The sequence below is a fragment of the Methanospirillum hungatei JF-1 genome, assembly GCF_000013445.1.
GTDB classification, from domain to species: Archaea; Halobacteriota; Methanomicrobia; order Methanomicrobiales; family Methanospirillaceae; genus Methanospirillum; species Methanospirillum hungatei.
Map to the genome: position 1 here is coordinate 561,347 of NC_007796.1, position 15,746 is coordinate 577,092.

Sequence of the window (15,746 nt, forward strand, 5' to 3'; positions counted from 1 at the left end):
GTATTCATATCTTCTGTGGGGGAGTATCCATGAATTTTTCAGAAAAAAATATCCTATATGCAGGAATTGGAATAAGTATCCTGCTGTGTCTCCTGATACCATCGGTATGTGCAGGACCGTCTGATAACTGGTTCCCTGACAATCGATGGATCCAGCAAATTTCAGGTCAGAATTATCAGAATACCATCCAGATATCTGAAGAACATGCACCTGACCGGCTTATTGTCCGGTATAAACCAGAATCGATGAAAAGCCAGTCTGCCATGATGTCGGTACAGGCGATGGCACATGCAGAGGCAGGATCCCGGGTAGTTCGTGATCTCAGCACAAGCGGGGTTGTGGGGATGCAGGTCGTACAGGTGACTGGAACGAGCCTTACACGTGCCATGGAGATCTATGAAACAAATCCTGATGTCCTGTACGTGGAGCCCGATTACCGGATATCACTTAGTCCGATTGAAAAAACCGGGACATCTGCTCCAATTCAGGCCCAGAGTTTTCGTGCAGCAGGAACGGGGTGGCCAAATGATCCTGGATATTCCCAGCTCTGGGGTCTTGAAAATACCGGTCAAACTCCCTTTTATGGAAAAACAGGGGCAGATATCAAGGCTCCTTTAGCCTGGGGGGCAACAACCGGATCATCATCGGTTGTGATAGCGCTCATTGATACCGGCGTTGATTATTCCCACCCGGATCTTTCTTCTAATATCTGGCAAAACCCGGGTGAGTATTCAAACGGGGCTGATGATGATGGAAATGGGTATATTGACGATATCAGGGGCTGGAATTTTGTCTCAAAAAATAATGACCCTATGGATGATAACGGACATGGAACACATTGTGCCGGGACCATGGCAGCCGTCGGGAACAATGGAATCGGCGTGACTGGTGTTAGCTGGAATACAAAGATCATGCCATTGAAGTTCCTTGACTCCAAGGGGTCCGGGTATACATCCGATGCTATTTCAGCAATCCTCTATGCAACCCAGAAGGGAGTCCCCATCATCTCCTGTTCATTCAGCGGTCCGGGAGAGTCCCTTGCCCTCAAAGAAGCGATAGATTCCTCTTCTGCACTCTTTATCTGTGCAGCGGGGAATGCTGGTGCAAATTCTGACATTACTCCCCAGTACCCGGCTGCATATCCAAGTTCGCAGATAATCTCCGTTGCAGCCTCTACCTATCATGACACTCTGGCTACGTTCTCCAATTACGGAACGAGTTCAGTTGATCTTGCCGCTCCGGGAGTCAGCATCTACAGTACGACAAAAGCCGGAGGGTATTCTTATCTGAACGGTACGTCGATGGCTGTTCCCTATGTCACCGGAACAGCCGCCCTGCTCAAAGCCAGAAATCCCTCAATCTCTACACCACAGATGAAGAGTAAGATTCTGGGTTCATGCGATGTTCTTGCATCCCTTTCAGGAAAAGTTGCGACAGGCGGGAGGCTAAATGCGGCAAAAGCGCTTGATGTGTCCATTCCTACGCCGACTCCGACAATCACTCCTGTTCCCACGGTAACCCATACTCCAACTCCAAGCCCGACTCCGACATTTACTCCTGTTCCTACGGTGACCCGCACTCCAACTCCCAGTCCGACTCCGACATTTACCCAGATTCCTACGGTGACCCGTACTCCAACTCCAAGCCCTACTCCGACATTTACCCCGGTTCCTACGGTGACCCGCACTCCAACTCCCAGTCCGACTCCAACGTTCACTCCTTCACCAACACAAGGGCCGGTCCCTCCGTGCGGCGTTTATAAAAAAGATATCCAGTCTGGTTTTCTCAGGCAGGGACAAGCAGCAGTGTACGGTTACTATATTCCGGTTGATGGACGGTCAAAGATTGAGTGGTCATTAACAGTCCGTGGAACATGTGGTGCTGGTCAGGGGATTGCAACCGCAGCAAAAACAGGAGGATTGAAGGATAATAACAATGCATGTGCCGGTTCATCAGTATTTGATCTGTATGTGTGCAGGGATTGTAATCCGCAGAATTCACGGTGTTATGCTAATTATTATGCCTATGGGCCGAATGCATACACCTCCATAACAAAGCCGGCGTCTGGTTCAACGTACTTTGTGATGATCTATGCCAGATCCGGAAATGGTATATATGACCTGCAGATGAACAGTTACAAATGTACAGGGAATACTCCCATTATTGTAGCCTCTGCTGAACAGGGGATGCAGATGGCCGGAACTGACAGTGGGGCATCTCCTGCTTCCATCCCGGTCCCGACAGCCGAGTTTGTGTAGTTATGACTTGACTGAACCGTACATATACACTCTTTTTTTGGACAATGCACCGGTTATCCCGCTCATCATACAAACCTTAAAAAAGTCAGACCAGTGAAATGGTCATGAGTTCAAATCTTCCATCCTTAAATCCCCACCGGTCCATAGCACTGGTAGGTGCATGATTCATATCAAAAATCTTCGGGCCGGTCACCCCATAGTATCTGGAGTTATCAAGACCCTCTTTGATCATTTCAGCCGTGATATTCTCCTCTCCGTTTCCATTCCTGAATGCATCGGCGATAAGCATCATGGAATCATACCCATATCCTGCAAGGGTTTTCGACGGATCATTCCCAAATGCCTCCTGGTATGACTGAACAAACCGGTCAGAGTGGTCGCCTGGCACGAGATTTGTGTAGGCAGAGATGGTAAACAGGGGAAACCGGGAGAGTGCATCAGTCTCTTCTTTCTCCAGATTCTCAAGGCATGATGATTCGGTCAATAATACCTGTCCCCGGTATCCTGCTTCAGAAATATTCCGGATAAGAGGAATCTGCCGTGTATCATACATGATGATGACAATCGCATCCGGAGCTTTATCGAGGATTGTCCGGGTAAATGATGAAAAATCATTCTCCTCCGGGAGAACCGGGTATGTCCCTGAAATCTGGAAATCTTGCTCTATTAGGCCCTTTAGGATGTGATTCAGGACCGATTCTCCGTATTTATCCTGAACATACACCAGGGCAGGACGGTCTGATGTGTAGGCCAGCCATTCTGAAACAAATTGTGCAAGGGCGAATATCGGAGGGTTGACCTGGTAAAAGAGCGGTGATATGCCATAAAGAGATTCTCCGTTCGCCTGGGGGGATATGAGGAGCGTGGTATCTGATTTTCCGGTTTCCCGTGCCATCGGAAGGGTCAGGGTAGTTGTATAGGATCCGATAACCACAGGAATAGAATCGGTCTGCATCTCCTTGAAAAGAGTCAATGCTCTGTCCGGGTCTCCGGTATCATCAGCAACCTGGAGATCTACCTGATATCTGCATGTTTCGTCAGCGTTTATCTCATCTGCTGCAACCTGAATACCCTGAAGAAGATGAGAACCGGCCACACTATCATCGCCGCTCAATGGAAGAATGACTCCGATAGTAATTTTTGCCTTCTCTGGTTCAAGAGCAGAAACCGGAACAATGCAGCAAAGCAGGATGAGCATAAGAAAGCCGGCAACGGAAATATGCCTGCAATTAATATTGATATCTAAAATACAGGATTGCTTCATTCCGGTTGTTCCACATTGGATGTTTGCATGAATTTTATTTTGTTTATTCGGATGCATCGTATGTTCCTCCAAAGAAGAGAGTTAAAGGTAAGTCAATTGACTCACACCCCCTGGATATCGTCGGATGGGATGATCTGACATTATAATAAACATTCTGGTACAAATGTCTGATCGATCCGTCAAATTCGGGCTCTCTCAAAATTGTAATCAACCGGGAGGTAAATTCGTCTGAAAGCCAGTTTGAGAGTTCTGAGTCATAAGTTGCAGCCTTTGATGTCTCATCCGGTGCAGCAGCAGTTATTATGACCACTCCGGGAGTGGTAATCTCTGATGCAATAACTCCGGAAAAACATGACTCAAGGACTAAAAGCAGCTGTCCAAACCTCCCTGACTCTTTCATTTCTGTCAGGGCATCGGCGAGTTCTTTCGGTGAGATATATTTACTCCCATCTCCGACGACAATATCTCCTCCCGGTTGTCCATGAGAGGATAGGTAGATAAGAACGGTAGAGTTTTCGTCGGATTTGAGCAAAGGGTCTCCGGCCTGTGAGCCCTTTCCGGTAAGGATGTCAAGGAACATGCCTTTATTCACCAGCTCTCCCGTAAGGTCAGGAATTGCATCCTTTCGAACTTCCTCAACAGATGGAGTATGATACACCTCCCCGGGCTTTTTGTTTCTTGTATCGGTCGGAATGTCATCATATACGAGCAGGGTAATATGATCATCAGGCACTCCCTGGTCCCGGATATACTGGTACATGGTCAGGGCATCTGCCTGATGCCGGTAATTCTCCCAGTTATGGGATAGGCTTCCGATAACTGCCCAGAATTCACCGGGTGGATGAGGGGTTGGATCAGGAGCCGGATCTGGAGATTCATTCAATCCGAGGAGTAGTCCGACATCAGACTTTGTTGTTCTCGTGTAAGCAATCGGATCTTCACGGACCATTCCCTCCTGTATCTGATAGGTTTCGTACCAGGGAATCAACCGGTCTGTACCTTCTTCCCTGAAGGTAAGAGGGCCGGTTGCTCCGGTGAGGATCGGTATATCCCCTGCAAGAATCTCATCCAATGCTGCCTGAATACCCTGCACTGTTCGTGGAATTGAATCTCCCGTCCCTTTTGTCAGGACGGTCATAGCAGCAGTCTTTGGGGATATATCCGGAAAAGCCATAAACCGTGCCATAACCTGTGCACCGGCAAGAACCGCATCATAGGCCTCTGGGACATATCCGGAGGTGTCGCCATGTGCGATTGCCTGATACTCTTCAGAAAATTGTAAATCCCAAGGCTTTTGCATAAGGATAAGGGTGTCATCAGGAACTTTGGTTGATACTGTACTGACCGTGTCAATCTTCCAGAGTCCGGAGTCTAAAAGAGCCTGTAATGTCTCACTATCTGCCCGCTCCCATACCCGGCTGTCTGAATCGATATCAGGATAGACCAGATACAGTTTGGGCGGGGATGGCACATTTTTGAGAGAACTGATGACCTCACGTATCTCACTTCCTTCTCCTGAATGGATGAATATCAAAAAATCCGGATTATCTGTCAGTAATCGTCCGACTGCATCAGGAATCTCCTCCGTGGTGTTATATGTTTCTGCTCCCGTAACGGCTATCCCCTGTTCTATGGCCCAGTAGGGAATCCAGTCATAAAATGTCTCTCCATATGAACTGTTTATGGTGAGGATCGAGACATACTTCCCGTCATGGGCTTTGATATGCTGCATCATGACTGCAGTGGTCTCCCCGTCATTTGTTATGGTCCGCCATACCCCTCCGGTTCCTGCATAGGCACGATACATCTCATCAGATGAAGCAGTCGGTGAGATGAGCACCCTATGATTTTTTATGAATATTTCTGATACCTGAAAGACTTCATCTGAAGTATATGGGCCGATAACCACCCGTATCCTGGGATCACGGACAAAATAATCCGCATACGTCATGATATCACCAAGCCGTGTATCCCGGAGAATTAACTCAAGCGGTCTTCCACCAATTCCTCCTCCTGCATTGATCTGGTCCCTGGCAAGGGTTATGGCATCATATAAGGGCTGCCCCTCCGGTCCGGAAAGGGGGAGAAGTACTCCCATGTATATTGGTTCAGTATCGGCACAAGCCGTCGATGAGCAGAGAATGAATAAGAAAAAAAGTTGAATGCACCAAAATGAGGATATTATAACTGATTTATTATGCATAGATGGTCCATTGTCTTTCATATAGTAATGCGGACCTTTCAGATAAATTTCCCTGTTTTACATGATTATAAATACATGGAAAATATCAGAGAAAATAGAAAATAAAGAAGAGTCAGGGATTTACCCCCTTCATCGGGCGATGGCAGTATACTGCCCACTATCCTCATCAGGTGTAACGACAACCCTGATCGTACGCTTACTCCCGTCTGCCGTCTGTTTTGGTGAATAATATCCCAGCGTGTATGTATGTGTAATAATCCCCTGGATATTGTTGAGAATTGTTGAAAATTCTTCCCCATGAATGTCAATAAAGAGACCACTTCCGCCGAGGGCCTTTACCAGCTCCCTTTTATCATTCTGCTCGTTAAATGCACCAGAGACGGTCGTCGGCCCGACAAGGACAAAACTTGTTCCGTTATTGAGCAAATTCTCCGCAGTTTCAGAGATGATATACTGTGAAAATGGAGAGCCATCACCCCGGTAGTGGGTCAGGTCATCGGTTATATCAATGATCATATGCTGTGCATCTGACCTGAATCCCATCTCCAGGGCAGCTTCAATGGCATCAAGGTTTGCTTCCGGTGCATCAAACCCTTCGCTGGCATGTAATCCGTCAACGGCCTGCTGTATGACCAAGGGATCGGAAGTCCATTCCTGGTTTATGGTAACCGTGTCTTTAAAGCTGATGAGTGCATACCTGCAGTCAATCCCGGCGAGAGCGATACTTTTCGTCAGCCCCATAACTTTTTCTTTGGTTTCATTGATCTCGTCACTCATACTGCCGGTATCGTCAAAGAGGATGGCAAGATCTAGTTTTGATGTCGTGGACTGGTCTGAAAACGCGAATGAGGTGATATTCATGAGTTCATTATCCTCAAACACCTGGAAATCCTCCTGTTTGAGTGCCCCGTTCTTTCCTGCAGTGCTGTTAACCGTGACATAGGTCATGATATAGGGAAAGTTCACCCCGTTAATGCCGGTAATGTCTACAACAGAAGTTCCATACGTGCTGATGTCATCAATGTCCCGGATTTGTTGCTGGCCCTGCATTCCTGAAGTGTCTTTGGTCTCTGACGGTGCAGGAGAGAATATACGGTCTTTCTGAACTTTGAAAAGTCCGGTTGCTGAATCTGCACCAACTCTGATCTCAAGGGTGATTTTCTGGTCCTCGCCATACATTCGTGGAGTGAAATAACTGATGGTATAGGTATGGGTGATTATGGACTGGATTCTATCAAGGATGGTGGAGAATTCATCTCCATGGATGTCGATAAAGAGACCACTGCCTCCAAGTGCTTTCACGATCTCTTTTTTATCGGTATGCACGTTAAATCCGCCTGATACTGATGAAGGCCCGACCAGAATGTAACTGGTTCCGTTCTGCAGCAGGTGACTTGCGGTTTCAGGAATAGTATACTGAGAAAATTCTGTTCCGTCGCCCCGGTAATGGGTTATGCTGTCGGTGATGTCAAGGATCATGTGCTGGGCATCAGGCCTGAACCCTGACGAAAGGGCAGTTTCAATGGCATCAAGGTTTACTTCCGGTGCATCGTCTCCTCCATCCGCCTCAAGACTGTCAACAGCCTGTTTGATAAGACTCGGATCAGACGTCCATCCCTGCCGGACGGTGAGGGAATCGCGAAAACTAATGAGCATGTACCTGCTGTCAATATTCGCACTGTCGATGGCATCCGTCAGTTCATTAACCCGTGCTTTCATATCGGCAATCTCTTCGCTCATGCTCCCGGTCTCATCAAAGAGAATGGCAAGATCCAGTTTGGTCCGTGATGAAGTATCCGGAAACTGAACGGAGGTTATCTCCATCAGATCACCGTTTTCAAAGACCTGAAAGTCATCTGCAGTCAGGCTCCCCTCTCTTCCTTCCGGAGTGTTAACCGTGACATAGGTGATCACGTTGGGGAAGTTTACCGCGTTAATTCCGGTTATGCCAAGAACCTGTGATTCAGTGTCATTTGATCCTTCAGATGCAGCCACAATATGGGCTGTACAGGCAAGGATGCAGAGTCCGATGATAAGTATGATACGTGCTGCCGTTTTTTGATGCATGAAATACCTCCTTGAATTACAGGAGTATTGCATGTGGGCTGCATATATATTTCGAAATCATCCTGATGATCAATCATATAAAATTTAATTTTCTCCGGATTTTTTAAGATTCGAATGAAATTATAATTGTTCGGGACACTAAATATTATGCATGTCACAGGGCATCAGGTATATACAACGTCTTCAAAACTATAACCGTGCCCTTTTGATGGTACAGGAAGGGGTTCAATCATATACCTCGCGTCCTCTATCAAATATGGAAAAACAGGGGTTCATCAAATCCTTCGAATTTACGTATGAATTAGCTTGGAATCTGATGAGAGATTACTCTCTCTATCAGGGGCATCAGGAGATTCGAGGTTCTCGTGATGCCATCCGGCTTGCGTTATCAATGGATCTAATTTCTGATGGTGAAATATGGATGGATATGCTTGAATGTTGTTATATTACCTCACATACATATGATGAAAATACCGCAGAAGAGATTATGCAAAAGATAGCTTTCCGGTATTTCCCTGCTATGGTAGCATTTCAGGAGAAGATGAACAGGATTGCCAATGAAGGATAAATCTTCTTTCGGATTATCAGAGATCCAATTAGAACGAATCCGAAATTCATTAGCCCGATGTCCCCGATTAAATCAGGCCTTTATTTTTGGTTCACGGGCTCTTGGAACATATCGGAACGGTTCTGATATTGATATTGCCCTTGATGGAGAGGAACTGACGTTTGAGGATATACTCAGGCTCCATACCCGGATAGATGATCTGAATCTTCCATACTTTGTAGATCTTGTCCATATTCAGCGAATTGAAAACTCTAACCTTCTGGATCATATCAGGAGGGTTGGGAAAAAAATATTTTCTCGGTGGCCGAATTCTCATGATTGCCTATGAATATTTGGTTTTTTTGGGAGTGCTTTTTTTGGTAGTCGGGTCTGATATTCCTAAATTTTCTTACCATTTCCTATACGCTCATGGAATGTGTTTGGAATTATCTGACTACATCTGGCATTTTTATCACCATAAGGTATGGCTGCGTCCTTTTTGCATATTCAACATATACCACAGTCTCATTAGAGATATCTGGCCATGCCTCATTATCCGGTCCTGATGAAATCTGGTATTCTTTCCGGGAAGAGAGATTATACCCATACATATACCAGTTTCCATTCCGCTCATCAATCCAGACAACCTGATCCCCCGATATACGGGGCAGCCACTGTCTGGAGGGATCTGTTGTTATTTGTACCTCTTGTCTGGTGGTCAGATTCATATCGAAAATATCAAAATTTCCATACTTTTGCGACTGCCAGACTACCCATTCTGATGAAACGCCCGGGAACCAGTCTCCCCAGGATGTATCGGTGACCTGTACCTCTGTCCTGGTTGGAAGGTGAAAGGCATAGATATCTCCCCGTGAATGGGCACCATCTCGCCAGTCCTCCCAGACTATCCAGTCTTTATCGATATCCGGCTGCCATTGAATATCAGGAACATGACTGATTATCTCCTCTTCACCGGATGAGAGGTTGATAAGGACAATGTCTTCATAACCGTATAGTTCATCCACGAACACCACATTATTACCCGATACATTTTTCTTCAGGGGGAATAATAGTCCAGACATCAGACTTTCTCAGGCTTTCCTGCGTCATAATTCTGGAAATTGCAATTAAATGAGCTTTGTTTCACTATCTAAAAAAGGATTCAATCAGATATCTTTGTCAGAGAACCGTATCGTTCCATCAGGGCAGATGATCTCAAATCGTGCCCCTTCATTGAAAACACCAGTCTCTTCGATCATAATACCGGTGATGGATAGTATCTCACGTGAAAGAAATAATCCCTGACCGGTGTTTTTCCCATACTGATACTGGAATATCTTTTTCTTTTCGTCTGATTCTATACCAGATCCGTCGTCTTCACAGATGATCCGGTTGGTCCCGTTCTCTCTCTCAAACCTGATACATATTTTTGAGATCTTGCCTCCATATCTGACTGCATTTTCAATGAGATTTGAAAAGACCTTTTCAATGAGGGGATCTGCATATATTTCCAAATCTTCTGGAATCTGATTTTCCAGATGTACGTGATGCAATGAGGTATGTTTCAGCGATTTAGAGACAAGGTTCTTGCAATTATGCCATATCGGGGTTTTTATTCCGATCTCCTGATATTCCTTGGTGAATTTCACCGTATTGACGGTCTGTCCAAGAATTCCCACGGCTTTGTCAATATAAGACCATGCCAGATCAGGATTTTCTTTTCGGTCCATGGTCGCCAGCTCAAGATATCCCTGCAGTGAGTTAAGCTGATTTAAAAGGTCATGCCTGGTGATACTTGCCATCAGTTGTAGTTTCTTATTTGCATTCCCAAGAGCCGTCTCAACCATCCTTCTCTCATGGTTCTCGACTGATAGGTCATGGTTACTTTTTTGCAATTCTTCAAGGGTTTTTTGCATTTGGTCATTCAGATAATGAAGTTTCTCCTGGGCTACCTGCAGATCTGAATTATTCTTAATCGCCACCTCATAGGTTGAGAGGAGAATGTTTATTATCTGCAGACGGGTGGCGGTAATGGTATACGATCGATCAGAAAATATTACATTAAGCGGTGTTGGTCGATCATTCGGGTCTGGTTTATTAATGGCTTGCAGAATGCTTCCAATGCGGGTGTGGATAACTTCGGGCGTATAGGGTTTGATGATAAAATTGTCTGCGCCAGCTTCCAGACCCTTGATGACATCCACCGGATTGAAAAGATGGGTGACCAGGATGACTGGAATATCTGATGTCGCAGGATCATTTTTTATTGCTGAACAGAGTTCATACCCGTCCATTTCAGGCATCATGACATCAGTCAATACAAGATGGGGACGGCTTTTGCTCATAGAGATGAGCGCCTCCTTCCCGTTGGTAGCAATGGTTACCGGATAGCCCTCTTTTTCGAGGACATAACGCAAATACTCGCCCTGTGTTCGGTTATCCTCTACCACGAGTATGGGGACCGATGAGTTTTGAACCATATCAGCCATATCTATCCTGAAATCAGACTATTCCGGTCACAGACCATGATCCTGATTACATTATTATTGTGTACTAATAGATGCAACCCTGTATGAACTTTAGGATTTATGCTAATAATCCTTTCACCGTCCTGACCAGTTCACTTCGTTCAAATGTGCCTTTCAGAATGTACGCATTTGCCCCTGATGAGAGCCCGTGTTCCCGATCTTCCCTCGAATCAAGTGCGGTGACCAGAACAACAGGCAGATGGGAGAGCCGTTCATCATTCCGAATCTTCTCGGTAAGGGAAAACCCGTTCATCCTGGGCATATCCACATCAGAGACAACGATATCCACCTCTTCTTCAAGAAGGATACTAAAAGCCTCCATTCCGTCACTGGCAGTTGTCACCTGAAAACCGGCATTCTCAAGGGTCCTGCGTAAGAGTGCACGGGAAGTAACCGAGTCTTCAACAATAAGGACCTTTCCGGATGTCTTTCTTGGCGGCAGGGGGGCAGGTGCCTGGCCTGATAACCGCAGCCCTTCTTGGATCAGTTCGGGAGGGTCAAGGACCAGTGCAAGTTTTCCATCTCCAAGGACGGCAGCTCCGGTGATCTTCTTTACTCTTCGCAATTGTGTTCCGAGCGGGCGCACAACGATCTCCTGAACCTGGATTACTTCATCTACGGCGTATGCGATTTTTCCTGCACCATACGCAACTATCAATACCGGGATTTCTTTGGACGGGTCATCTGTCCCGAAATCCAAAACCTTCAACGCTTCTGAAAGTCTGATTATCGGGAGCATCTCTCCCTTATAGTGGATCATCTGTCTGACGTTCTTTTTGTGTTCCTGATCCAGTGGCACCCTGATAACCTGGAGGATCTGCTGGACCGGAACGACATAATACGATGTACCGCTCCTGATAACCAATCCGCGTAGGGTTGCAAGTCTGATCGGGAGAATGAGTGAGAAAGTAGTTCCTTTCCCCTTTTCAGAGGTAACTAGAACCTCTCCTCCCATACGGGTGATGGTATCTTCGACGATGGCAAGACCAAGACCCCGTCCGGAGAGGTCAGTGATCATCGGGCTGGTGGTAAGACCTGACTTAAAAATCAGCCAGATTGCCTCATCATCATCAATGGCGGTTCCTTCTTCATCGGAGAGCAGCCCTTTTTCAATAGCCGTCTTTTTGATTTTTTCCCGGTCAATTCCCCTGCCATCATCAGAGAGGGTAATTTCAACTTTACTACCAGAATGAGCCGTAATTTTTATGCGGATCTGGCCTCGTGGTGGTTTCCCGTTCGCCTCCCGTTCATCAGGATATTCAATCCCATGATCAACACTATTATTGATAAGATGCATCATGGGAACTTTCAGCATGTCCAGGAGACGACGATCCATCTCTATCTCGCCCCCCTCGGTCTTCAGATCAACTTCTTTTCCAAGACCCCGTGAACTCTCACGGATCTGTCCGGATATCGGTATAAGAATGCTTGAAACGGGGACAAGAACCGCATCATGGATAAGATCTGCGATCTCGGTCGTGCTGGCTTCAAGAGCTGATCGGTCAAGGTCAGTAGCATGAATATGGGCAGCAAGGTCATGCTGCAGGTTGGTAACAAATTCCCTGTCATATTCCAGAAAATCACAGACCCGTTCAAGAAATAACAACAGTTCAGGCGGAAGGGAAGTCCGGTTTAACCCATACATGGCATCCCTGATAAGATGCATATCATTAAACACAAGGCTATGATTCCATCTCCAGAGAGAAAACCTGCTTATCATCTCCTCAAGTTCTTGCATCCGGTGAGTCAGAAAGAGCCGTGTCGAGAGGAGATTATCAGATCCGATAATCAGGCGGTCAAGTTTTTTTGCTGCTATCCTGACGGTACCGGAATCGGATGCTGGCGGGCCATGGTAGGCATCACTCCCATATTGTGCAGAATGAAGGGCTGGTTTTACTTCAAGAAAAGTACTGGGAGCAGCAAATACGGCCGGATCAGGATTCAAAGGAATAACCGGTTTTTTCTCTTCACTCCCCTGCCTCATTATTGATGGGGTCTGAAAAAAAGGTCCTTCTTCAGTCTGAACGGAAAATACTTCCTCATTCTTTTCTGTCGGTTTTCGTTCTGCAAGTGATGCCCGTAGTTTTTGGATGATATCAACCGGCTGTGGACTTTTCTTCTCTCCATCTGAAAGGAAGTTTCTGATACTTTTTACTGCATCATGAAAGAGATCAAATTCTGCTGCAGAGGCAAAAAACTCCTCTCTCTTCATTAACGAGAAGATATTCTCCAGATTCAGACAAACCGATTCTATCTCACGCAGATTTACCGCCCGTGCTGCACCTTTCAGACTGTGTGTCTTTCTGAACACTTCTTCTATGAGGAATGGTTCAGGATGATCCTCAGCCTGCTCCAGTTTTATCAACCCGTCAGTTATACCGGTGAGCAGTTCTTCTGCATCCTCCCGGAATGTTGCCAGGAGGATTGCATAAAACTCATCATCTGAATCTGTCATGGAGGAGGTTATACCTGGTACTGGAGAGTTATCTTCTTAAGTCTGATACCCAGTTCATGCAGATCTTCTGCTGTCTTTTCTGCTTTATGGGTGATTTCAAGATTCTTTTGTGCAGCATTCCTGATATTTTCAATTGCTTCTGATATTTGATCCATACCGGCTACTTGATCCTGTATGGATGCTGTAATCTCGATCGCCTCGTGTGAGGAGTCTGCAATTGACCTTGTCAACACTTCTATGGCTTTTCGTGCATCAGTTGTCAGCCGGACTGCATCAGCGACCGTATTTGAACCACGCTCGGCTGATACCACGGTGGATGAAACACCACGCTGGATATCGGTCAGGATAGTTCTGATTGTTCCTGTTGCCTGCTTTGACTGCTGGGCAAGATTATGAATTTCATGAGCAACCACGGCGAACCCTTTCCCAAAGTCTCCGGCCTTTGCTGCTTCAATAGACGCGTTCACGGCAAGAAGGTTGGACTGCTCTGAAATGTCAGTGACGGTTGCGATAATCTCTCCGATAGCCTGGCTCTGCTCGGATAATTTCACAACATTCATACTGATCATGTCCATCTGTCGCTGAATATGATTCATTCCATCAAGGATCTCCTGAACCGACTGCTGACCGGTCTCTGAAACCTCTATGGCCTTCATCGCCTTTTCTGACATTGATTTTGTCTTCAGGTTGACGAGATCGGTCTTCTTTCTGACCGTCTCTACCGTGTCAGATGTCTCATTAACGGTATTTGCCGTCTGACTGCTAGCAGAAGAGAGCTGGGATGTGACGGTCAGAATTTCACTGGATGCAACTGACAGTACTGATACTCCCTCAAAGAGTTCCTCGGTTATCAATTTCATGAGTCGTGAGAGTTCGATACCGATGGTGTTTAGTGCATCCCGATATGCCACAAATTCCCCTGCAACCGGGATCTTCTCATCAAATCTCGCGGTAAAGTCACCTGATGCATAACAGCCTGCAAGACGCATGGCTTCATTAACCGGTTCTGTGATCGTCTCAAGGGTTTTATTAAATCCGGCAATAATTCTCCGGTAACCGCCTCGGAAGGCCTTCTCATCGCCACGTATGGAGAGATCTCCGGCCCGTGCTGCATCGGTAAGTTTTATGGTCTCTTTATGCAGGTGATCAAAGGACTCAACCAGAAGCTGCAGGGATGGACGGATCTGGTCCAATTCATCGACCGGCCCGGTGAACTCCTGAATATATTCACCATTTGCAATCTTGACAATATTTCCTACAACATTTTTCTGCAAGTCATCGGCAAATTCATCCATAGTGGTGGCCATGATACCGATCTCATCTTTTCTCCTGATGTTCAGTCTGGCTGATAAATGACCATTCCTGAGCTCTTTGATCATGACGACGACCTGTTGAAGGGGTCCTGCAATTGATTGACCGAAGAGGATGGCAATGACTGCACCGATGACTATGGATGCGATAACAATGGCAAGGATGGTATTTCTGATAGTGTTAATCGGCCCATCAAAATCTGACATTTCTGCCCGCGATACAATATACCAGTCAAGGGGCTCAAAATAGGTATATGCATCAAGGATTGTTGTTCCATTAACCTGATGGATGATGGCTCCTTCCTTTTTCTCCATCATCTCCTTGACATATTCCATGTCCGACCAGTTTACATTATCAAGTGTCGGATGGACAAGGACCATTCCATTCCCGTCAAGAACATACATGTATCCATTCTTGCCGACGACCGTATCACGGATACTCTTTTTTACGACATCAAGGGTCTGTTCTTCTTCAGTCCCGACAAATAATACTCCGATGACCGTGCCATTCCGGTCCCTGATTGGTTCATACGCCGTCACATAGTTGACTCCGAACAGATCACGTCTGCCATAATAGGTTTCACCCTGCTTTACCGCAACTTCATAGACATTATCAGTAAGGTGGGTCCCGACGGCACGTTCCCCATCAGTCCCTTTGACATTTGTGGATATTCTGACTGCATAGGTGTTATTGTATACCTGAAAAACCGTTGCCGCCCCGCCGACCAGATCCCTGACCCCGTCAACAATTTCAAAATTATCATTGACAACAAACTCTTTTCCGTTTTTGTCGATAAGGGTCATATTATTGTTGATAATTTCAGGTGTCCCTTTCGCGTAAAAGTTCTGTCGCAGCACATTCAGGTCACTGTTAACCTTATTCCGCGTAAGTTTGTAGACATCATTGGTCCATCCTTTCATATCCTGGACCTGTGTTTCGAGCAAAGTTTCAATCTGCTCGTTAATTACGTTGACAGAACTGGAATATGATATCAGTCCCAGAAGCAATGTAGGGATAATTGCCAGAAATAGTGATATTACAAGAATTTTTGTTCCAACCTTCATATCCGAAAAAAACTGAATCATAATGCCTCCTTCATGCGGCGGACTCTTC

General features: G+C 46.1%; 10 protein-coding genes. 3 read left to right on the forward strand and 7 right to left on the reverse strand.

The features are described from left to right. The first annotated feature begins 29 nt into the window (after positions 1–29). Positions 30–2,258 carry a S8 family peptidase gene (locus tag MHUN_RS17130; protein WP_011447535.1) on the forward strand — a complete coding sequence of 743 codons (2,229 nt, stop codon included), beginning with the start codon at positions 30–32 and terminating at the stop codon, positions 2,256–2,258. Positions 2,259–2,343: 85 nt separating this feature from the next. On the opposite strand, the gene MHUN_RS02545 is transcribed toward MHUN_RS17130, so the two are convergent. From MHUN_RS02545 to MHUN_RS02555, 3 genes are all read right to left on the reverse strand, one after another. After that, a complete protein-coding gene (locus tag MHUN_RS02545) occupies positions 2,344–3,579 on the reverse strand; it encodes an ABC transporter substrate-binding protein (RefSeq protein WP_011447536.1) in 1,236 nt (411 codons plus the stop codon). Then, positions 3,566–5,620, reverse strand: coding sequence for a C13 family peptidase (locus tag MHUN_RS02550; RefSeq protein WP_048067228.1), 2,055 nt, complete (start codon positions 5,618–5,620; stop codon positions 3,566–3,568). The genes MHUN_RS02545 and MHUN_RS02550 overlap by 14 nt, the downstream gene beginning before the upstream one ends. A gap of 234 nt (positions 5,621–5,854) precedes the next feature. After that, a complete protein-coding gene (locus MHUN_RS02555; protein WP_011447538.1) occupies positions 5,855–7,792 on the reverse strand; it encodes a VWA domain-containing protein in 1,938 nt (645 codons plus the stop codon). Positions 7,793–7,943: 151 nt separating this feature from the next. Between MHUN_RS02555 and MHUN_RS02560 the strand changes: the two genes are divergently transcribed. Together MHUN_RS02560 and MHUN_RS02565 are read left to right on the forward strand one after the other, a co-directional pair. Further along, on the forward strand, positions 7,944–8,360 hold the full coding sequence (locus tag MHUN_RS02560; RefSeq protein ID WP_011447539.1) for a nucleotidyltransferase substrate binding protein: 417 nt from the start codon (positions 7,944–7,946) through the stop codon (positions 8,358–8,360). Then, positions 8,350–8,688: a nucleotidyltransferase family protein gene (locus tag MHUN_RS02565; protein ID WP_011447540.1), complete on the forward strand. Its 339-nt coding sequence runs from the start codon at positions 8,350–8,352 to the stop codon at positions 8,686–8,688. Before MHUN_RS02560 ends, MHUN_RS02565 begins: the two co-directional genes overlap by 11 nt. A 97-nt stretch (positions 8,689–8,785) precedes the next feature. On the opposite strand, the gene MHUN_RS02570 is transcribed toward MHUN_RS02565, so the two are convergent. From MHUN_RS02570 to MHUN_RS02585, 4 genes are all read right to left on the reverse strand, one after another. Then, complete coding sequence (locus MHUN_RS02570; RefSeq protein ID WP_048067229.1) at positions 8,786–9,421, reverse strand: TolB family protein; 636 nt, start codon at positions 9,419–9,421, stop codon at positions 8,786–8,788. A gap of 84 nt (positions 9,422–9,505) precedes the next feature. After that, positions 9,506–10,828, reverse strand: coding sequence for a hybrid sensor histidine kinase/response regulator (locus MHUN_RS02575; RefSeq protein ID WP_011447542.1), 1,323 nt, complete (start codon positions 10,826–10,828; stop codon positions 9,506–9,508). A 97-nt stretch (positions 10,829–10,925) separates the two neighbouring features. Then, on the reverse strand, positions 10,926–13,322 hold the full coding sequence (locus MHUN_RS02580; RefSeq protein WP_011447543.1) for a hybrid sensor histidine kinase/response regulator: 2,397 nt from the start codon (positions 13,320–13,322) through the stop codon (positions 10,926–10,928). 8 nt (positions 13,323–13,330) lie between these two features. Further along, the gene (locus MHUN_RS02585) at positions 13,331–15,718 is read right to left on the reverse strand and encodes a methyl-accepting chemotaxis protein (RefSeq protein WP_011447544.1); all 2,388 of its coding nucleotides are present in this window, start codon (positions 15,716–15,718) and stop codon (positions 13,331–13,333) included. Between the last annotated feature and the right edge of the window lie 28 nt (positions 15,719–15,746).